At 66.0% G+C, this 19586-nt stretch carries 20 protein-coding genes and 2 pseudogenes; 12 read left to right on the top strand and 10 right to left on the bottom strand.

All coding sequences use genetic code 11. The features are described from left to right. Positions 1-47 precede the first annotated feature (47 nt). Both ACV7JP_RS17095 and ldtR read right to left on the bottom strand, forming a co-directional pair. Positions 48-833 (bottom strand): DUF5765 domain-containing protein, encoded by a 786-nt coding sequence (locus ACV7JP_RS17095; protein WP_457796851.1) that lies wholly within the window; start codon positions 831-833, stop codon positions 48-50. 134 nt (positions 834-967) lie between these two features. Beyond that, the gene (gene ldtR / locus ACV7JP_RS17090) at positions 968-1480 is read right to left on the bottom strand and encodes a transcriptional regulator LdtR (protein ID WP_442753500.1); all 513 of its coding nucleotides are present in this window, start codon (positions 1478-1480) and stop codon (positions 968-970) included. A gap of 341 nt (positions 1481-1821) precedes the next feature. Between ldtR and ACV7JP_RS17085 the strand changes: the two genes are divergently transcribed. From ACV7JP_RS17085 to ACV7JP_RS17075, 3 genes are all read left to right on the top strand, one after another. Then, positions 1822-2847, top strand: coding sequence for a bifunctional nicotinamide-nucleotide adenylyltransferase/Nudix hydroxylase (locus ACV7JP_RS17085; protein ID WP_457796850.1), 1026 nt, complete (start codon positions 1822-1824; stop codon positions 2845-2847). A gap of 195 nt (positions 2848-3042) precedes the next feature. Continuing rightward, positions 3043-4437, top strand: coding sequence for a nicotinate phosphoribosyltransferase (locus ACV7JP_RS17080; protein ID WP_457796849.1), 1395 nt, complete (start codon positions 3043-3045; stop codon positions 4435-4437). Between the two features lie 141 nt (positions 4438-4578). Further along, a complete protein-coding gene (locus tag ACV7JP_RS17075) occupies positions 4579-5052 on the top strand; it encodes a J domain-containing protein (RefSeq protein ID WP_457796848.1) in 474 nt (157 codons plus the stop codon). A gap of 146 nt (positions 5053-5198) precedes the next feature. Here ACV7JP_RS17075 and ACV7JP_RS17070 read toward each other — a convergent pair whose 3' ends face one another. The 3 genes from ACV7JP_RS17070 to ACV7JP_RS17060 form a co-directional block, all read right to left on the bottom strand. Next, positions 5199-5717 (bottom strand): DUF6163 family protein, encoded by a 519-nt coding sequence (locus ACV7JP_RS17070; protein ID WP_457796847.1) that lies wholly within the window; start codon positions 5715-5717, stop codon positions 5199-5201. Between the two features lie 65 nt (positions 5718-5782). Next, positions 5783-7315, bottom strand: a complete 1533-nt coding sequence (gene trpE / locus ACV7JP_RS17065) for an anthranilate synthase component I (protein ID WP_457796846.1) — start codon at positions 7313-7315, stop codon at positions 5783-5785. Then, on the bottom strand, positions 7312-9213 hold the full coding sequence (locus tag ACV7JP_RS17060; protein WP_457796845.1) for a SurA N-terminal domain-containing protein: 1902 nt from the start codon (positions 9211-9213) through the stop codon (positions 7312-7314). Before ACV7JP_RS17060 ends, trpE begins: the two co-directional genes overlap by 4 nt. A 263-nt stretch (positions 9214-9476) precedes the next feature. Between ACV7JP_RS17060 and ppk2 the strand changes: the two genes are divergently transcribed. Then, positions 9477-10484 (top strand): polyphosphate kinase 2, encoded by a 1008-nt coding sequence (gene ppk2, locus ACV7JP_RS17055; protein ID WP_457796844.1) that lies wholly within the window; start codon positions 9477-9479, stop codon positions 10482-10484. A gap of 352 nt (positions 10485-10836) precedes the next feature. Further along, positions 10837-11280: a hypothetical protein gene (locus ACV7JP_RS17050; protein WP_457796843.1), complete on the top strand. Its 444-nt coding sequence runs from the start codon at positions 10837-10839 to the stop codon at positions 11278-11280. Here ACV7JP_RS17050 and ACV7JP_RS17045 read toward each other — a convergent pair. Beyond that, a pseudogene (locus ACV7JP_RS17045) lies at positions 11259-11557 on the bottom strand (arsenical-resistance protein); the annotation flags it as partial. The gene ACV7JP_RS17050 and the pseudogene ACV7JP_RS17045 sit on opposite strands and share 22 nt — an antisense overlap. Here ACV7JP_RS17045 and ACV7JP_RS17040 point away from each other — a divergent pair. From ACV7JP_RS17040 to ACV7JP_RS17015, 6 genes are all read left to right on the top strand, one after another. Continuing rightward, positions 11541-11729, top strand: a complete 189-nt coding sequence (locus ACV7JP_RS17040) for a hypothetical protein (protein ID WP_457799132.1) — start codon at positions 11541-11543, stop codon at positions 11727-11729. The pseudogene ACV7JP_RS17045 and the gene ACV7JP_RS17040 sit on opposite strands and share 17 nt — an antisense overlap. 27 nt (positions 11730-11756) lie before the next feature. Beyond that, positions 11757-12509, top strand: coding sequence for a triose-phosphate isomerase (gene tpiA / locus ACV7JP_RS17035; RefSeq protein ID WP_457796842.1), 753 nt, complete (start codon positions 11757-11759; stop codon positions 12507-12509). Further along, complete coding sequence (locus ACV7JP_RS17030) at positions 12506-12775, top strand: DUF4258 domain-containing protein (protein ID WP_457796841.1); 270 nt, start codon at positions 12506-12508, stop codon at positions 12773-12775. The genes tpiA and ACV7JP_RS17030 overlap by 4 nt, the downstream gene beginning before the upstream one ends. Before the next feature lie 4 nt (positions 12776-12779). Next, positions 12780-13028 (top strand): DUF2283 domain-containing protein, encoded by a 249-nt coding sequence (locus tag ACV7JP_RS17025; RefSeq protein ID WP_457796840.1) that lies wholly within the window; start codon positions 12780-12782, stop codon positions 13026-13028. A 122-nt stretch (positions 13029-13150) separates the two neighbouring features. Continuing rightward, complete coding sequence (ndk, locus tag ACV7JP_RS17020; protein ID WP_457796839.1) at positions 13151-13573, top strand: nucleoside-diphosphate kinase; 423 nt, start codon at positions 13151-13153, stop codon at positions 13571-13573. A gap of 362 nt (positions 13574-13935) precedes the next feature. Beyond that, entirely contained in the window at positions 13936-14451 is a 516-nt protein-coding gene (locus ACV7JP_RS17015) for a PRC-barrel domain-containing protein (protein WP_457796838.1), read from the top strand. Between the two features lie 106 nt (positions 14452-14557). Here ACV7JP_RS17015 and ACV7JP_RS17010 read toward each other — a convergent pair whose 3' ends face one another. Both ACV7JP_RS17010 and ACV7JP_RS17005 read right to left on the bottom strand, forming a co-directional pair. Continuing rightward, positions 14558-16063: a replicative DNA helicase gene (locus ACV7JP_RS17010; RefSeq protein ID WP_457796837.1), complete on the bottom strand. Its 1506-nt coding sequence runs from the start codon at positions 16061-16063 to the stop codon at positions 14558-14560. A 185-nt stretch (positions 16064-16248) separates the two neighbouring features. Beyond that, positions 16249-16473, bottom strand: a complete 225-nt coding sequence (locus tag ACV7JP_RS17005) for a hypothetical protein (protein WP_457796836.1) — start codon at positions 16471-16473, stop codon at positions 16249-16251. A 92-nt stretch (positions 16474-16565) separates the two neighbouring features. Here ACV7JP_RS17005 and ACV7JP_RS17000 point away from each other — a divergent pair. Beyond that, positions 16566-16853, top strand: a pseudogene (locus ACV7JP_RS17000) (GIY-YIG nuclease family protein). 199 nt (positions 16854-17052) lie between these two features. On the opposite strand, the gene nadC reads toward ACV7JP_RS17000, so the two are convergent. After that, positions 17053-17904 carry a carboxylating nicotinate-nucleotide diphosphorylase gene (nadC, locus tag ACV7JP_RS16995; protein ID WP_457796835.1) on the bottom strand — a complete coding sequence of 284 codons (852 nt, stop codon included), beginning with the start codon at positions 17902-17904 and terminating at the stop codon, positions 17053-17055. Between the two features lie 136 nt (positions 17905-18040). Then, positions 18041-19585 (bottom strand): L-aspartate oxidase, encoded by a 1545-nt coding sequence (locus ACV7JP_RS16990; RefSeq protein WP_457796834.1) that lies wholly within the window; start codon positions 19583-19585, stop codon positions 18041-18043. Position 19586: the final 1 nt, after the last annotated feature.

Below are 19586 nucleotides of genomic sequence, written 5' to 3'. Positions count from 1 at the left end.
GCGTCGGCCAAGGGCCGAATCCCTCCCCGTAAAGGGGAGGTATGCGGCTAACGCCCGAGATGGCTGTTCACCGGATTCCCCTGGGCGGATGGCGGCAATTCGGCGGTCCAGCGCTTCGGCCAGAGCGGCCAGGTCCTCACGCGGAACCAGTCCATCATTGGCGGGAAGAAGGCCAGGATCACGATGCCGACGGAGAACAGGCACCAGATCGCCGGAATCTCGTTGTTCTGGCTCGTCAGCGTGCTGGCGAAGACGGGGCCGAGCAGCAGGTGGAAGAGCGTGAAACGCCAGGATCCGTAGATAACCGGCATGACGAAGACCGCCAGCATGTAGAAGGGCAGTCCCCAATTGGCGCCGATGAGGTCCTCGATCCCTGTCCCGAGCCCATTGAGGGGAATGTCCCAGGCGATGTGCCAATCGCCCGAGCGCGTGCAGAGCGCCCTCGCGCACAGCGCCTCCGGGATGCGGCAGGAGCCGGCCCATTCCAGGGGCAGAAGTTGCGCCAGCGTCAAAGCCGTGCTCACGCCGCAGACGAGATAGACCCAGAACCGCACGCGCCGGCGTATTCCGGCCGGTATCAGCTCCAGCGATATGGCGTTGATGAAGGCGGGCTGGACGGCGATGTGCAGGAAGGACAGGAAGGTTATCGCCCGATTGGCCGGGGTCCCGCAGGCGTTGATGACGAGATAGCCCGCCGCCTGCAGCGCTTCCATCGAAGAGAAAAAGGCGAGGGCGACCCAGATCGCCGTCGGCGATCCCCGCCGGCGCGCCATGATGGACGCCCCGCCGCCGATTGCGGCCACGCCGACGGAAACCGGCAAATTCCAGCACATAAAGCCCCCGATCCGCTCTGCTCAAATTCGCCGCTTCGGGAGCTTAACAGAATTGTCTGATTTAAATCAAAAGCGCCGGCCACGCTCGGAGGCGGCGGCCGGCGAAGTCTACGACGGAAAGAAGGCGGGACGGATCAGAGACGGTAGCGGATCTGATCGGTCCAGAAACGCTCCAGGCGGGTCAGGGACTGGTTGAGATTGCGGAACTCGTCGCAGGAGACGCCGCCAATATGCTCGATCGTCGTGGCGTGCTTGTCATAGAGCTGCGCGACGATGTCGTGAACTTCCTTGCCCTTGGGCGTCAGGCTGATGCGGACGGAGCGGCGGTCGAGGCGCGAGCGGGCGTGATGCAGATACCCCATCTCCACAAGCTTCTTGACGTTGTAGGAAACGTTCGAGCCGAGATAGTAGCCGCGCGTGCGCAGCTCGCTCGCGGTCAGCTCCTTGTCGCCGATATTGTAGAGCAGCAGAGCCTGGACCGAGTTGACGTCGCCGCGGTCGCGGCGGTCGAATTCGTCCTTGATGACGTCGAGAAGGCGGCGGTGCAGACGCTCGACGAGAGTTAAAGCCTCGAGATAGACCGGGCGAATCTCGCTGATGCGTTCCACGCGGGCCTGCTGGGGGGCGGTCTTCGTAACGGCGCTCATCTTCTTCTCCATCATCCATACAGGGGCGCGTTGATCGCTTGATAGGCTCAAATTAGATCGAGCCGGATGAACTTGAGTTTAAATAACAGGCTGAATCCGGCGTTTACCTAGGATTGCCGCCTTTCGGTGAACATCCGCTAAATTGCAATGATCGATTTACGCTGAATCTGCCTTAAAGATCTCGCCGATTTTATTACGATTTGTCGAAGAATTTAACGAATGGCGGCCTGTCGAATTAACAAGGCTGATCCTTTCTCCTTGTGGAAAACTCGAGCGGCGCTATCGGCGGATCGCCGAGCCGTCCGGGCGGACCGGACGCTTCCATAGCATGAGGGAGCCTCATGACGCGTTACGACCTCGCGGTCTTCATCGGCCGTTTCGAACCCTTCCATCTCGGACATCTCGCCATTCTGCGGCGCGCGCTCGCGCTCTCGGAGCGCGTCGTCGTGCTCGTCGGCTCGGCGGAGGCGCCGCGCACGGCCAAGAATCCCTGGACCTACGCCGAGCGCGTGGTGATGATCCGAGCGGCGCTCGGCGAAGAGGCCGGACGCGTGACGGCGCTGCCCTTGCGTGATCATCTCTACAACGACAACGCCTGGCTCGCGGAAGCGCAGGCGCAGGTCGCGAGCGTCGCGGGCGGCGCGAAGTCCATTGCGCTGTTCGGCTTCAGCAGGGACGCGTCGAGCGACTATCTGAAGGCTTTCCCGCAATGGGCGCTTGTCGACGCGACGAGCGTGCCGCTTCTCTCCGCGACGGAACTGCGCCGTCAGCTTTTCTCAAATGAGCCGGGCGCGCTGCGTCTCATCGAAGCGAATGTGCCGGCGCCTGTCTTCGACATCATCGACGCCTTTCGCAAGACGGAAGCCTATCGGCAGACGCTCGACGAATTCCGCCATGTCGAAGACTATCGCGCCGCCTGGGCGAATGCGCCCTACGCGCCGGTCTTCGTCACGGTCGACGCCGTCGTCGCGCATTCGGGCCATGTGCTGCTCGTCAAGCGCAAGGCGCAGCCGGGGCGCGGCCTATGGGCCTTGCCCGGCGGCTTCGTCGGCCAAGATGAGACCCTGCGCGACGCGGCGCTGCGGGAACTGCGCGAGGAGACCCGGCTGAAAATACCCGCGCCCGTGCTGCGCGGCAGCCTGCGCGGCGAAGCCGTGTTCGATCATCCCGACCGCTCGCTGCGCGGCCGCACGATCACGCATGCTTTCTACTTCGAGTTTCCGTCCGGCGAATTGCCGAGCGTGCGCGGCGCGGACGACGCCGCGCGGGCGCGGTGGATTCCCGTTTCCGAAATTCACGGCATGCGCGCGAGTCTGTTCGAGGACCATTTCTTCATTCTCGAACATTTTCTGGGAGCCGCGTGGTGACGTCTTCCGTCATGCGAGCGAAGCGAAGCGATCCAGGGGCGACCGCTACGGCTATGGATTGCTTCGCCTCCGGCTCGCAATGACGGCGGCGCCCGGCGCGCTCATCCTCCCGCCAACGCCAATGCAATGAACCAATGATCTTCCGCCCCGAGGGGAGAGACCCCGAAGCGGGCTTTCGCGCGAAGGAGTTTCGCCATGTTTCCCATCAATCCGATCCTCAACACGGACAGCTACAAGACCGGCCATTTTCTTCAGTATCCGCCGGGAACGACGCGCGTCTTCTCCTATGTGGAAAGCCGCGGCGGCGCCTGGGACCGCACGATTTTCTTCGGCCTGCAGGCGATCCTGAAGCGGGAGTTTCTCACGCCCGTCGCCCGCTCGCATATCGAGGAGGCGCGCGACCTGCTCGCGCCGCATGGCGTTCCTTTCAACCAGGCCGGCTGGTTGCGGCTGATCGACAAGCATGGCGGGTTTTTCCCGCTGGAAATCCGCGCGGCGCCGGAAGGAAGCGTCATTCCCGTCCACAACGCCATGATGAGCGTCGTCAATACGGACCCGGAATTCTTCTGGCTTTCGTCCTATGTCGAAACCGCTCTGCTGCGCGTCTGGTATCCGATCACCGTGGCGACGATCAGTTGGCAAGTGCGCCAATCGATCAAGGCGGCGCTGGAGAAGACCGCCGACAATCCGGAAGCCGAGCTTCCTTTCAAGCTGCATGATTTCGGCGCGCGCGGCGTGTCGAGCTACGAAAGCGGGGCGCTGGGCGGGCTGGCGCATCTCGTCAGCTTCAAGGGAACCGATACGCTCGCGGCGCTGCTCGCGGCGCGCGATTTTTATCACGAGCCGCTGGCCGGCTTCTCGATACCAGCCGCCGAGCACAGCACGATCACCGCCTGGGGCCGGGAGGGAGAGCTCGACGCCTACGCCAATATGCTCGCGCAGTTCGGCAAGAGCGGCAAAATCTTCGCCTGCGTCTCGGACAGCTACGATATCTTCGCGGCGGTCGATCGTCTCTGGGGCGAGGCGTTGCGCGAGAAGGTCGTCGCGAGCGGCGCCAGGCTGGTGGTGCGGCCGGACAGCGGCGATCCTGAAACGATTGTCGCGAAGACCTTGGAGCTGCTCGCGGCGCGCTTCGGATTCGACGTGAACTCGAAAGGCTACAAGGTGCTGCGCAATGTCCGCGTCATTCAAGGCGACGGGGTCAATCCGGAGAGCATCAAGGCGATGCTCGCGCGCGTGGTTCGCGACGGCTTCAGCGCCGAGAATGTCGCCTTCGGCATGGGCGGCGCGCTGTTGCAGCGGCTCGACCGCGACACGCAGAAATTCGCCTACAAGGCCAGCGCGGCCGAGATTGGCGGCGCGTGGCGCGACGTCTACAAGGACCCCGTCACCGATCACGGCAAGCGCTCGAAGCGCGGGCTTCTGGGGCTCGTATATGACGGCGGCTACAGAACGGTCGCGGTCGATGCGGCGCGCTTCGAACCGCTCGAAGGCGGCGAGAATGCGTTGCGGCCGGTCTATCGCGACGGCGAATTGCTGATCGACGAGCCGCTATCCGTCATACGGGAACGAGCCGCGGCCGCATATTGATCGCGGCGCCGCCGGCAAGGCGTGGGCCGCCCTTATCGGCGGCTTTGGCTTCGAACATGCATGGACGCGGCGCGGCTCGGTTCTCGCGTAGGCTTTCGGACAAAAGACGGAGGCGCCGGCCCGTGCATGAGGGTCCGCCGCATGACGGATGAAGAGGAATGGGTCGTCTGGAACGGCTCGCTGGGAATCCTCGTTACGGCGGCGATCGGCCGGATCGAGCGCGGGGAAGACGGAAGACGCGCCTGTCTCGCGGCGCCCTATGACGTCGTCGGCCCGTTCAGCCTCGACGAGCTGGAGACGCAGGGGCGGGTCGCCTTCGGCGCGTGTCTCGTCATGTCGCGCCGCAGATGGCGCGAAGATCAGGTCAGGCTGCGCATCGAGGGGCGGGAAACGCGCCGGGCCTTTCTGTCTCGGCTGGACGCCGGCGAGGATGATCTCGCGCACCGCGAGGCGCTGGAGCTGCCGATCGATGGCGCGCTCGAGCCGTCAGAGATCAACGCCGCCTTCCGGCGGCTCGCCAAGAGCGCGCATCCCGACGCGGGCGGCAGCAACGAGGATTACCGCCGGATCACGGCGGCGCGCGATGCGCTGCTGGAGCGCTTCGCGAACGCCTGACGCCGCTTCGATTGATCCGTCGGCGCCTCCGTCATTGCGAGGAGGCGCAGCCGACGAAGCAATCCGGGAGCGGCTATTGCAGCGCTGTATTGGCGCCGGCGGCGCCTCCGCGCGACGACGGCCTGAGCAATTCTTTGCCCAGAAAGCTAACCTTCTTTCTGGGCGGCGGCGCGGCTGCGCGCTTCCGCCTTGCGCCGGCGGCGTTCGCGCAGGCGCTGCGCGTCCACGTCGCGGCCGGCTTCGAAAGTCAGCGCGAAATACATCAGGATCAGGACGGCGTTGACGCCGATGAGCCAATAGCCGCCGATGAAGAATCCCGGCATGCTGAGCGTGAGGAAGATCTGCGCGCTGGCGATCAGCAGCCACAATACGCCGCCCCAGGGCGTGGCGAGCCACAAGCCCACGCCCGCCACGAGATCCAGCACCGCGAAGAAGACGATCGCGAAGGCGGCGTTCTGCGGCAGGGTGTCGAAGATCGATTGCGGCGCGGTGAGCACGATGCGCCAATGCATCATGCCTTGCAGCAGCCAGAACAGCGCGACGATGCGCATGAAGCGCGAGAGCAGCATGCCCCATTTCGCCGCATCGCCCGCCGGGCCGGGATCGCCGACGCGGATCGGCCGGTAAGGATCGTCGCCGTCGTCGTAAATCGTGGGATCGGCCATGGGCGTTTTCGCGAAGGGCGAATGGCGAAGGGCGAATAGAATTCCTATTCGTCATTCGCCACTCGCTATTCGCCCCTCTTTCTCGTCGCGAAGCGCACCGCTTCCTCCGCGGCGCGGAACAGCGCCTTGGCCTTGTTCACGCATTCGCGGTTCTCATATTCGGGCTCGCTGTCATAGACGACGCCGGCGCCCGCCTGCACATGCATCTTTCCGTCCTTCACGATCGCCGTGCGCAGCACGATGCAGGTGTCCATCTGCCCGCCCGAGCCGAAATAGCCGATGCAGCCGCCGTAAATGCCGCGCTTGTCGGTCTCTAGCTCGTCGATGATCTCCATGGCGCGCACCTTGGGCGCGCCCGAAACCGTGCCCGCCGGAAAGCCCGCGGCGAGCGCGTCGATGCAGTCGAAATGCGCGTCATCCAGTTCGCCCTCGACATTGGAGACGATGTGCATGACGTGGCTGTAGCGCTCGATCGTGAAGCTGTCGGTGACGCGCACCGTGCCGGTCTTCGAGACGCGGCCGACGTCGTTGCGCCCGAGATCGAGCAGCATGAGATGTTCGGCGCGCTCCTTCTCGTCGGCGAGAAGCTCGGCGGCGAGGCGCGCGTCGGCCGCCTTGTCGGCCCCGCGCCAGCGTGTGCCGGCGATGGGGCGGATCGTGACCTTGCCTTCGGCGGCGCGAACGAGAATTTCGGGGCTGGAACAGACGATCTGGAATCCCCCGAAATCGAGGAAGCACAGGAAAGGCGCCGGATTCACGCGGCGCAGCGCGCGGTAGAGCGCGAAGGCGGGCAGGGCGAAGGGCGCCGTGAAGCGCTGCGACAGCACGACCTGAAAAATGTCGCCCGCGCGGATATATTCCTTGGCGCGCTCCACCATTTCGAGGAAGCGCGGCTTCGGCGTGTTGGAGACGGGCTCTTCCGCGAGGAATTGCGGATCGCAACCCGCGTCGCGATGGTCGAGCGGCGCCTCCAGCGTCGCGACGATCCTGTCGAGACGCGCGAGCGCGGCTTCGTAGGCGGCCTTGGCGGAGAGGCCCGCGCGCGGGCGCGCCGGCGTCACGATGGCGATTTCGTCCTTCACCGTGTCGAACACGACCATGACGGTCGGGCGCAGCAGCAGCGCGTCGGGAACGCCGATCCTGTCTTCCTTGGGGGGCGCCAGACGCTCCATCTGGCGCACCATGTCGTAGCCGAGATAGCCGAAGACGCCCGCCGCCATGGGCGGGAGCTGCGTGGCCGCCGAGGGCACGGCGGATTCGGCGATGAGCTGGCGCAGCGCGACGAGCGGGGCGGCCTCGCAGGGCGCGAAGGCGCTTTTGTTCGTCAGCGCGTCGCGATTGATCTCGGCCCGGTCGCCGACGGCGCGGAAGATTACGTCCGGATCGAGGCCGATCATCGAATAGCGCCCGCGCGCGGCGCCGCCTTCCACCGATTCCAGCAGAAAGGCCGCGCCGTCGCGTTTGCGCGACAGCTTGAGATAGGCCGAGACGGGCGTCTCCAGATCGCCGACGAGGCGAGTCACCACGAGCGTCGGGCGGCCGGCGTCGTAATCGGCGCCGAAGGCCCCGAAATCAGGCTCGAACACGGCGCCGGTCACTGTTCCTTTTCCACTCCCGTCGCGAGGCGCAGCGCCTTCTCGTTGATGTCGACACTGAGCGCCTTTTCCAGGCCGCCGACATATTGCTCGAGCAGATCGTTCTGCAGGGCGGGCTTCAACTGCTCGGCGATCGTTCGCGATTCGATCGAGGTCGGATCGAACGGCGGGGTCTGGGCGTCCTTCACGAAGAAGATCAGCCGGCCGCCATCGGCCGCGACCGAGCCCGAGCCGCCGGGCGCGACCTCGAAGAACTGCACGATCGTATTGGTCGCGAAGTCCGGGCGCTGGGCGCGCTTCACCTCGGTGGCGCGCTTCGCCTCGAGGCCGAGCGCCTTGGCGGCTTCGTCGATCGGCTGGCCGCCCTTGATCTTCGCCACGATCTCGTCGGCCTTCGCATTGAGCGCCTTCTGGGCGCTCTCGGCGCGCATGGCCTCGGCCACGGCGTCCTTCACCTCCTCGAAGGTCTTCTGGCGGGCGGGTTCGACGCCGTTGACCTCGAACCAGACATAGCCGCCGTCGCGCGTCGCGACCGTCTCATTGTCGACGCCGATATCGGAGGCGAAGGCGGCCTTCAGCAGATCCGCGCCCGCCGGAACGTCGACGGCCTTGCCGTCCTTGCCGGCGCCGGAATCGTCCACGGCCTCGATCACGCGGGGCTTGAGGCCCGCGGCGGCGGCCGCTTCGGCCAGCGGCTTGCCGGAGGCGCGCTGATCCTCGACCGCCTCGTGCAGGCGGCGCACTTCCGGGGCGGCCCTTTGCTGGGCGACCTCGGCCTTGAGCTGATCGGCCACCTGCTCATAGGTCTTGGTGGTGATGGCGGGCGTGATTTTCTTGACGACCGAGACGACCGTGCCGAAAGCCGTGGTCACGGGCTCCGCGACGCCGGGCTGGGGCAGGGCGAAGACGGAAGCGCCGACCTTGGCGTCGCCGAAATCGCGCTGCTCGACGAAGCCGAGGTCCACATCCTTCGGATTGCGCTTCAGCTCGGCGGCGAGCGCGTCGACGTCCGCGCCGCCCTTCAGCTTCGCGATGGCGTCCTGGGATTCCTTCTCGGTCTTGAAGACGAGCTGGCGCACCTCGCGCTTCTCGGGCGTCCCGAAGCGCTTGGCCTTCACTTCCTCGTAGAGCTTGCGGGCGTCGGCGTCGGACACGTCGGCGGGCCTGGCGACGGTTGCGGGGCTGACTTCGAGAACGGTGAGCTTGCGATATTCCTTGGCGCGGAAGGTCTGCTCGCGATCCTCGAAATATTTCTTGAGCTCCTCGTCGGAAGGCGTCGCGGCCGCGCCGGCGGCCGCGACCGGCAGCACGAAATAGTCGACCGAGCGCGCCTCGTTGCGGAAGCGGTGGATCGCCTCGATCATCAGCTTGGGCGGCTCGACGCCGTCGATGACGAGGTCGGTGAGGGTCTTGCGCAGATAGGCGGTCTTCTGGTCGGCGAGGAAGCTGCGCTCGGTGAAGCCGGCGTCGCGGGCGATGGCCTTGAATTTCTCGGCGTCGAACTTGCCCGCGGTCTGGAAGGCCTTCTCGCCGGCGATTATGCGCTGGGTCGCCTCGTCGCTCGCGGCCAGGCCGAGCTGCCGGGCTTTCTGGTCGAGGGCGACGTCGGTGATCAGGCGCTCGAGGACCTGGAGGTCCATGCCGGCCTTGTGCGCCTCCTCGGCCGTGACCGCGCGGCGCAGGCGCTGCTGGATGCGGCGCAGATCGTTCTGGAAGGCGTTGCGGAACTGCTCCACCGTGACTTCGCCCGCGCCGACCTTGGCGAGGCGCTGGGAGGTGAAGCCGCGAAAGACGTCGCCGACGCCCCAGATCGCGAAACTGACCACGATGACGCCCATCACAACCGCCATGATGGTGCGGCCGATCCAGTTCTGCGAAGCGACGCGCAGGCCCTCGAGCATGATTTCCGGTTCCCTCTTGGTGTTTTTAGGGGCGCCGCGCCCCGTTTTGGCGGCGGACTATAGGGAGGGGCGCTCGCCGTGGCAATCAGGCGCGCGCCCCATCGCTCCCGAAAGGCGAGGGATTCCCGCACGCCCGGCTTTTGCGCCGCCGCCCCCGCATCCTCGGCGCGTCGATTTGCGGCATTGCAGGCTTGGTCTCCGGCGCGCAGCTTGGTCGTTTCCGGGACGGACCGGGTTCCGGTCGATTGCTTGAAGGAATTCGAATGGAAGAAACGAAGAACGAGATCAGCGCCGAGGCGGTCGAGGCGCTGGAGAAGATGGGCGCGGGCGCCGTCGCGGCCGAAGCGCGGGCGTCCGCCGGCGAGCCGGCGCCCGAACCCCGCCGGGAGGACGTCCGCCGCCTGCGCGCCGATTCGGACGCCATCCGCCATGCTTTCGAGACGGGCGAATTCCCGTACAAGACCCGGCTTTCCAACAGGGTCTATCTCGACCATATGCAGTCCCTGCAGGTCGAGCTCCTGAAGGCGCAGAACTGGGTCAAGGAGACCGGCCAGCGCATCGTCATGATCTTTGAGGGGCGCGACGCGGCCGGCAAGGGCGGCACGATCAAGCGCTATATGGAGCATCTCAATCCGCGCGGCGCGCGCGTCGTCGCCCTGGAGAAGCCCTCCGAGCGCGAGCGCACGCAGTGGTATTTTCAGCGCTATGTCGAGCATCTGCCGGCGGGCGGCGAGATCGTCTTCTTCGATCGCTCCTGGTACAACCGCGCCGGCGTCGAGCGCGTGATGAATTTCTGCACGCCCAACGAATATCTCGACTTCATGCGCCAGTGCCCGGAGCTCGAGCGCATGTTCGTGAGCTCCGGCGTCCGTCTCTACAAATACTGGTTCTCGGTGACGCGCGAGGAACAGATGCGCCGCTTCAAGGCGCGCGAGACCGATCCGCTGAAACAGTGGAAGCTCTCGCCGATTGACCGCGCCTCCATGGATAAATGGGACGACTACACCGAGGCGAAGGAGGCGATGTTCTTCTTCACCGACACGGCTGACGCGCCCTGGGTCGTCATCAAGTCGGACGACAAGAAGCGCGCGCGCCTGAATTGCATGCAGCACTTCCTGTCGAGTCTCGAATATCCGAACAAGGACCATGGCGTCGTGCGCGGCCCCGATCCGCTGATCGTGGGCGCCAGCGCCCATGTCATCGGCCGCAGCGAGCATATCGTCGGCCGATCGCTGACGCTGGATCTCGAAAAGAAGCGCAAACGGGGTTAGCGGTTCGGCCGCGCTACAGCGATCGGCTCTTCCCGAATCTCGGGGAGAGCCTTGTTTTAAACCAAAGTTCGAGCTTGGTCGGCGCGCCGCGCCATACCCTTGCCGCATTCGCGCCCAAGGATGTGCACGGTCTGCACATTTCAAGACGGCGCCTGCAGATTTTTTCAACAAAACCTCGTTCAAAATCAATGGCCTACTTGCCGTTGTGGCGAGGCTCGCGTAACAATCGAGACGCTGAAGCTGCCGGGCTCCATTGGCCCGAGCGACGGTTCCGGGGCGCGCGCTTGGCCCGCGGAGCTCGAAAAATGCGGCGATTAAACGCAACGCTCAAGCGCCCCTAAAAGGAACCGCCATGCTGCGATCTTACGGTCTTGCAGGAATGATGACGCTTGTACTCTTTTCCGCCCCCGCCAATGCTTTCGACGTCGTCGATCACGACTATGGCGGTCGCGTCGAGCCTTATGTCGCACGTCTCGCCCGCGCCCAGGCTCGGGGCGAGGAGGTGCGCATCGGGCCGGTGGAATGCGATTCTTCCTGCACGCTTTTTCTCGCCGCGCGGCGTTCCTGCGTCTCGCCCGGGGCCGTCTTCGGCTTCCACGCGCCCTGGGTCGGCGGGCCGACCGGCGGCGTCGTCGACCGGCAGATGACGGCGGTCTTCGCCTCGGCCTACAAGCCGCCGCTGCGCCGCATCTTCCTCAACCATGTCCGCAACTCGCGGGGCGTGGCGCCGGGGCCGCTGCTGAAAATGTCCGGCGCTCAGCTCGCGAGCCTCGGCTACCGCCTCTGCAGCGAGTGAGGGCAGGCGGGCGCGGCTTGGGTCTCGCCCGCCGCGCCGCGCTCGCGCCAGCCCTTGCGCCTGTTCACGACCGCGCGGACGCTAAGCATGATGGCCGCGTCGATCAGGACGCCGAGGAGGCTGATCGACGCCGCGACGGCGAGCTCGAAGAAGTCGCTGGCCGAGGGGCCGGCGACGCAATCCGCTCTCCCGAGACGTGGTTGAGCGCATAAGCAAGCGCGACGCCGAAATAGACCTGGATGAGGATCGGAACCGCGGGCATGGCGATGATCGCCGGCCCGGTCGATGCGGTTCTTGAGGCAACGGAAGGCGGCGGCGAAAGCGCGCCGCCGCTCGATATCCGAGCCGCCCTCGGCCGCGGCATCTACCACGAGCGTTATTGCGAGAGCGCGGCGAGGCGGGCTGCGCGCGCCCGCCGCATTGCGAGTCCGTTAGCTTCTGTTAGGTAACCTCTTTCAGATCGAAGGATTCCATGCATGACCCGCCGCCCGCTCGTCGCCGGAAACTGGAAAATGAACGGGCTCATCGCCTCGCTGGCGGAAGTCGCCACGATGGGGACGGCCTATGACGCCGCGCTGAAGGCGAAAGCCGAATTGATTGTTTGTCCGCCAGCGACGCTGATCGGACTGGCGCTGGAAGCCGCCACGCAAGGCGGGCTCGGTCTCGGCGCGCAGGACTGCCATGTCGCTCCGAGCGGAGCCCATACGGGCGATATTTCCGCTGAAATGCTCAAGGACGCCGGCGCGTCCTACGTGATTGTCGGCCATAGCGAGCGCCGCGCCGACCACGGCGAGACGGACGCCATCGTCGCCGCCAAGGCGGGGGCGGCGCTGCGCGCGGGGCTCACGCCGATCGTCTGCGTCGGCGAAACGCGCGTCGAGCGCGAAGCGGGCAGGGCGCTCGCCGTCGTCGGCGCGCAGATCGAGGGCTCGCTTCCGGCCGACGCGCCGGGGACGATCGTCGTCGCCTATGAGCCGGTCTGGGCTATCGGCTCGGGGCTCACGCCCACGCCGGGCGACGTCGCCGAGATGCATGCTTTCGCGCGCGAGCGGATCGAGGCGCGGCTGGGCGGCGGCAAGAGCGCGACGGCGCGCATCCTTTATGGCGGCTCGGTGAAGCCCGCTAACGCTCGCGAACTGATGAGCGTGCCGAATGTCGACGGCGCGCTTGTCGGCGGCGCGAGTCTCACGGCGGCGGATTTCATGGCGATCGCCGAGGCGTATCGTTGAGGGCGCAGCGGATCGGTTTCACGCGTCATGCACTGGAGCGTATCAAAAGCCGTAATCTGGAGCGAGAGACCGTCATCCGCGCGATCGAAGAGCCTCTCTGGACCGAGTCCGATCCGGCGGATGCGTCACTGACGCGCTTTTTCGCTTTTTCCGACGAAACGCGAACCCGGATGATCCGCGTCGTCGCTCGTGTTATCAATGCGGAGGAAATCCTCGTGGTGACGGCGCTCATGGATCGCAACGCCCGGGACAAGCGTCCGAAGTGAGAAGATGATACCCCATTCGAAAGCCGTCGAAGTCGACATCGAGGCGGACGCCGCATATGTGGCGTTCCGTTCGGATGCAGTTGCGACGACTGAGGAAATAGAGGAAGGCGTCCTGGTCGATTTCGACGCCGCGGGCCGGGCCGTCGGCGTCGAGATTCTTGCTGTCCGCGCGCGCGCGGGAGAACGCGAGCCGGCCTCCTGGGCGGCGGGCTTCGCCGAAGGCATTCTCTCGCGGCTGTCGGCGGCCGCTTAGATCACGTGATCGACTCCAAGGAATAGAGCGCGCTCCAGGCGGTCTTGCCGCCGCGCGGCGCCGCCGGTATAAGCGCGGCGCTTACCCTTTCAGCACTCCAACTCACGAGGCGATGCGCTCTCATGGCGATCGAACGCACCTTTTCCATCATCAAGCCCGACGCGACCAGGCGCAACCTCACCGGCGCCGTCAACGCGCTCATCGAAGGCGCGGGCTTGCGCATCGTCGCGCAGAAGCGCATCCGCCTGACCCGCGAGCAGGCCGAAACCTTCTACGCCGTGCATAAGGAGCGCCCCTTTTTCGGCGAACTCGTCGATTTCATGATCTCCGAGCCGGTCGTCGTGCAGGTGCTCGAGGGCGAGAACGCCATCGCCCGCTATCGCGAGGTCATGGGCGCCACCAACCCGGCCAACGCCGCGCCGGGGACGATCCGCAAGGAGCATGCGCTGTCCGTCGGCGAGAACTCGGTGCATGGCTCCGACGCCGCCGAGACCGCCGCGGTCGAGATCGCGCAGTTCTTCTCGGGCAACGAGATCGTCGGCTGACATCCTTGCCGGCGCCGCCGCATAGAGATTTTTCATCGGCGCCCACGGGCGCCTTTGTTTTTCGTCATCCTTGAAGCTTTCCGCGGCGAACGCGCTCGCCGGCGCGCCTGAAGGTTCGCTCGCGGCTCTTCGCCATAAGCGGCCCATCGCGAAGCGCGAGCTCGAGACGAAAGGCCGTTTTCCTGTTTCCTCACATTTTTCCATTGCCGGCCAAGCTAGGAACAACGTCCGAGCCCGTCTGTTTTAAAGGCGCGTGAAGCAAGTCTGGTTCACGTGCATTCGAGCCTCGAAAAGCGCGGACTTCTCCGCCGGGCGCGTCCCGCGCGCCCGGGAAGCGCGCTTGCGACGACGGAGTAACAGACATGTTGAAAGCGATGATGTTCGCGGCTGCGCTGGCCACGGCAGGGGCAGGCGCCGTCTATGCGCAGGCGACTGGCGGCTCGCCCGGCACGGGAACGGGGTCGGAACGTGGGACGATGGGAACGGAACGCGGAATGGGCTCGGAGCGCGGGACCGGCGCGATGACCGGGAGAACCGGCTCGACAGCGCAGATGATGACGACGCTGCCGCAGCACGCGACCGCCGTCTCCAATTGGTACGACCAGAACGTCTATGATCCGCAGGACAACAAGATCGGCGAGATCAAGGACATGCTGCTCGACCGCGAGGGCAGGGTGCAGGCGGTGATCGTCTCCGTCGGGGGCTTCCTCGGCATGGGCGAGAAGGACGTCGCCGTGGCCTTCGACGCCGTCCAGCCGACCCAGCGCGAAAGCAGGTGGTGGCTGACGATGAACGCGAACAAGGATCAGCTCCGCACGGCGCCGGGCTTCCGTTTCGACCGTTCGAAACAGGCCTGGACGGTGGCGGCGCGGGATTGACGCTGCGTTATACGCGAGAGGCCTCGCCGCGAAGCGGCGAGGCTGAGCTTCGGATAAAAGTCCCGAGGCGGCCTCGTCCTTCGAGACGCGCGAGCCTTTAAGGCGTTCACCTCGGCGCCGGCAGCTTGTCCTCATCCGCGAGGTTGGAGAAGCGCGTCACCTCGGCTTCGAAGGCGAGCGCCACCGTGCCCGTCGGCCCGTGACGCTGCTTGCCAATGATCACCTCGGCCCTGCCATGGGCGTTCTCCATATCGGCCATCCATTTGAGATGTTCCTCCGTGCCTTCGCGCGGCTCACGGAACTTCAGGTAATACTCCTCGCGATAGACGAAGATCACGACGTCGGCGTCCTGCTCGATCGAGCCGGATTCGCGCAGGTCGGAGAGCTGCGGGCGCTTGTCGTCGCGCGCCTCGACCTGACGCGAGAGCTGCGAGAGCGCGATGACGGGAACGTTCAACTCCTTGGCCAGCGCCTTCAGGCCGGTGGTGATCTCGGTGAGCTCCTGCACGCGATTGTCGCCGCGCGATTTGGAGCCCGACAGCAATTGCAGATAATCGACGACGAGCAGGTCGAGCCCCTTCTGACGCTTCAGGCGACGCGCGCGCGCCACGAGCTGCGCGATGGAGATGCCGCCGCTCTGATCGATATAGAAGGGGATGCTTTGCATTTCGCGCGAGGCCTGCACGATGCGCTCGAAATCGTCCTGCCCGAGATCGCCGCGGCGGATCTTGTAGCTCGGCACCCCGGATTGTTCGGCGATGACGCGCGTCGCCAGTTGCTCGGCCGACATTTCGAGCGAGAAGAAGCCGACAATGCCGCCATTGATCGTCTTGTGCGCGCCGTTGGGCTCGACCTCATATTGATAGGCCTTGGCGATGTTGAAGGCGATATTGGTCGCGAGCGCCGTCTTGCCCATGCCGGGGCGGCCCGCCACGATGATGAGGTCGGATTTTTGCAGGCCGCCCATCTTGTCGTCGAGGTCGACGAGCCCGGTCGACACGCCGGAGAGATGGCCGTCGCGCATATAGGCGCTCGACGCCATGTCGATGGCGATGGTGAGCGCGTCGGAGAATTTCTGGAAGCCGCCTTCGTAGCGGCCCGTCTCGGCGATGGCGTAAAGCTTGCGCTCCGCCTCCTCGATCTGCGCGCGGGGCGGGGCGTCGATGGGCGAATCAAAGGCCGTGTTGACGATGTCCTCGCCGATAATGATGAGATCGCGCCGCACCGCGAGATCATGGACGATATGGCCGTAATCCTCGGCGTTGATGATGGTCGTCGCCTCCGCGGCCAGGCGCGCCAGATAGGCCTGGATCGTTACGCCCGCGGGCAGCTCGATGTCGGCGAGGAAGGTCTTGAGCGTGACGACGGTCGCAAGCTTGCCGGCGCGGATGAGCTGGCCGGCCGTCTCGAAGATGCGGCGGTGCAGATCCTCGGAGAAATGCTCGGGCTTGAGAAAGTCCGAGACGCGGTCGAAGGCGTCGTTATTGACGAGAATGGCGCCGAGCAGCGCCTGTTCGGCCTCGATATTGTGCGGGGGCGTGCGATAGGCGGGCGTTTCGGCCTGCGCGACCTGAAAGGCGCGCCGGCCCGCCAATTGTTCGATTGGAGGCATCGGGTCTCGTTATTGCGAATGAAACGCCCGGGACTTTCAAACGCGACACGGAAGCCGACCGGATTGGTCGCGACTGTCGCATGAAGGCGGAACGGGCGCCAGACTTGACTCGTTGCGCGCGGGGTTGCGAGTCATATCCACAATGCGGCGAAGGCGGCGTTTATGGAGGCTTGCGCGTTGCCGAATCACTCGGGACGCAAGCGGCGGCGGGCTTGCTTTAAAGCAACCTCCGCCGTCGAAGCAACTTCCGCCGTCATTTCGAGGAGCGCAGCGACGAAGCAATCCAGAGCCGCGATGTGGCTCTGGATTGCTTCGTTCCGCTCGCAATGACGGTTGATGCGAGTTTCGCGATTATTGCGGCGCAATTCCGGGTTGCTTCGCCTTGGCTCGCAACGATGAAGCGCCGTCATTGCGAGGAGCGTGAGCGACGAAGCAATCCAGGGCCGTCGACACAGCTCTGGATTGCTTCGCTCTGCTCGCAATGACGGTTAAGCTGGAGCCGATGAGAAATTCGGCTGTTTACATCGTCGCCAGCAAGCGCAATGGGACGCTTTATACGGGCGTGACGTCCAACCTGCCGCGACGGGGTTGGGAGCATCGCGAAGGGCTCATTGATGGGTTCGCCAGGCGATATGGCTGCCGTCTGCTCGTCTGGTACGAGTATTACGAGACCATGCCCGAGGCGATCGCTTGAGAGAAACAGATCAAGGCTGGGTCTCGCGCGAAAAAGCTCGCATTGATCGAGACGATGAATCCGACTTGGCGCGATCTCTACGAAGAGCTTCATTAAGCCGATTGCCAGGCGCGCGGCGAGAACGCAATCCGGGCGCGTGATGTGGCTCTGGATTGCTTCGCCTGCGGCTCGCAATGACGGTTAAGGCGGCTTTTCCGCCGTCATTGCGAGGAGCGGAGCGACGAAGCAATCCAGGGCCGCGACGTAGCTCCGGATTGCTTCGCTCCGCTCGCAATGACGGTTGAGGCCCGCTTGCTCAGGCGATCTCGATGTCGAGGCCCAGATCGAGCGTGCGCGCGGAGTGGGTCAGCGCGCCGACGGAGATGAGGTCGACCCCCGTTTCGGCGATCGCCGCGACCGTGTCGAGCGTGACGCCGCCCGAGGCCTCGCAGATCATGCGGCCGGCGACTGTCTCGACGGCCCTGCGGAGTTCGTCAGGGCGCATATTGTCGAGCAGCACGGCGTCCGCGCCCTCGGCGAGAACCTCCCGCAACTGATCGAGCGTATCGACTTCGATCTCGATCTTGGTGAGATGGGCGACAAAGGCCTTGGCGGCGCGCAGCGCCGGGCCGACGCCGCCGGCGACGGCGATGTGGTTGTCCTTGATGAGCACGGCGTCGTCGAGGCCGAAGCGGTGATTGGCGCCGCCGCCGCAGCGCACGGCGTATTTCTCGAAGGCGCGCAGGAGCGGCGTCGTCTTGCGCGTGTCGCAGACCCTCGCCTTGGTATGCGCGATACGCCCCGCATAGGCCGCCGCGAGCGAGGCGATCCCCGAAAGATGGCCCATATAATTCAGCGCCACGCGCTCGGCCGACAGAATGGCGCGGGCGGGGCCTTCGATGCGGGCGACGATTTCGCCGGGCGCGACCCTGGCGCCGTCCTCGAGCCAGGCTTCGAAGCCGATGCGCGGCTCCATTTGCAGGAAGGCCGCGCGGGCGAGGGGAAGGCCGGCGACGACGCCCGCCTCGCGCGCGGCGATGACGGCGCGGGCCGAGGCGCCGGCGGGGATGGTGGCCTGGGTCGTGACGTCGCCGGCGCGGCCAAGGTCTTCGGCGAGAGCCGCGCGGACGGCGCCTTCGACGAGAAGGGGCGACAGATCGAAGGTCATGCCCGCGCCCTTGCGTTCTCGGAGCCGATCCAACGCCCGTCATTGCGAGCGAAGCGAAGCAATCCAGGGGCGGCCGTAGCGGCCCTGGATTGCTTCGCTTCGCTCGCAATGACGGTGAAAGATCCGATTGAGTCCATCATGTTCCCGCCTCATCCGCGATACGTAAGGCGTCCGCGAGCGTCATCTGCGAGCGCCGCGCGAGGGCGGGGCTTTCTTTCGGAAAATCCGAGCGGAAATGCGCGCCCCTGCTTTCGCGCCGCGCCAGCGCCGAAGCCGCGATCATCAGCGCGGTGGCGAGCATGTTGGAGACCTCGATGTCGCTCGTGCGCGCGGAGAGGCGGCGAATGGCCTTCAGCGCGCCGGTCAATCCGGCGGCGTCGCGAATGACGCCGACATTGGCGGACATCAGATCGCGCAGCTCCTCGACGACGGCGAAATCCCGGTCATGCGCGGGAGGCTCCGTCCGCTCTGACGCGATACGTAAATCGACATCCGGAAGAGGCGCCGCGGCGATGTCGGCGGCGACGCGCGCGCCGAAGACGACCGCCTCCAGCAGCGAGTTGGAGGCGAGGCGGTTCGCGCCATGGACGCCGGTGGAGGCGACTTCGCCGACCGCCCAGAGTCCAGCGAGGCTCGTGCGCCCCCGCGCATCCGTCCAGACGCCGCCCATATGGTAATGCGCCGCCGGCGCGATGGGGATGGGCTCCGTCGCCGGGTCGAAGCCGGCGGCCTTGCAGCTTGCGTAAACGGTCGGGAAGCGGCGCGGGAATTCCGCGCCGAGGGCGGCGCGCGCGTCGAGAAAGGCGCCGCGGCCCGCTCTGATGCTGGCGAAAACGCCGCGCGCGACGATGTCGCGCGAGCCCAGCTCTCCGTCGGGATTTCCGTCGAGCAGAAAGCGCCTGCCGGTCCGGTCCACGATGATCGCGCCCTCGCCGCGCAGCGCCTCGGTGGCGAGCGGCGCGGGGTCGGCGTTGATGTCGATGGCGGTCGGATGGAACTGCACGAATTCGGCGTCGGCGACGACCGCGCCGGCCCGGGCCGCCATGGCGACTCCGACGCCGCGCGCCTCGATGGGATTTGTGGTGACGCGATAGAGATGGCCGACGCCCCCCGTGGCGAGCGCCAGCGCCGCGCAGGGAATGTCGCAGATGCGGCCGGAGGCGTGGCGGGCGCGCACGCCGACGACGCGGCGGTCGAGCGTCAGGATCTGCTGCGCCGAATAGCCCTCGACCACGGTGATGGAGGGCGTCTCCTTCACCCGTTTTTCGAGCGTCTCCATGATGGCGCGGCCGGCCGTGTCGCCCATGACGCGAACGACGCGCCGGCGCGAATGCGCGGCCTCCCGCGAGGGCGCGAAATTGCCGCCGCTCTTGCGGTCGAAAGGCGCGCCCCAGGCGGCGAGATCCTCGACGCGGGCGCGGGCCTCGCCGGCCATGCCGAGCGCGATGTCGCGATCGACGATGCCGGCGCCGGCGGCCACCGTGTCTTCGGCGTGCCGTTCCGGCGTGTCGCCTTCCTCGACCGCGGCGGCGATGCCGCCCTGCGCCCAATAGGAGGAGCCGCTCGAGCCGACCGGCGTCGGCGCGAGAATGGCGACGGGATGGGGGGCGAGCTTGAGCGCGCAGAACACGCCCGCCAGTCCGCCGCCGACGATCACGATGGGAGGGAGCTTTTCCGGCATG

The sequence above is a fragment of the Methylocystis sp. S23 genome, from assembly GCF_054106005.1.
This window is presented reverse-complemented; position numbering and strand designations above follow the sequence as displayed.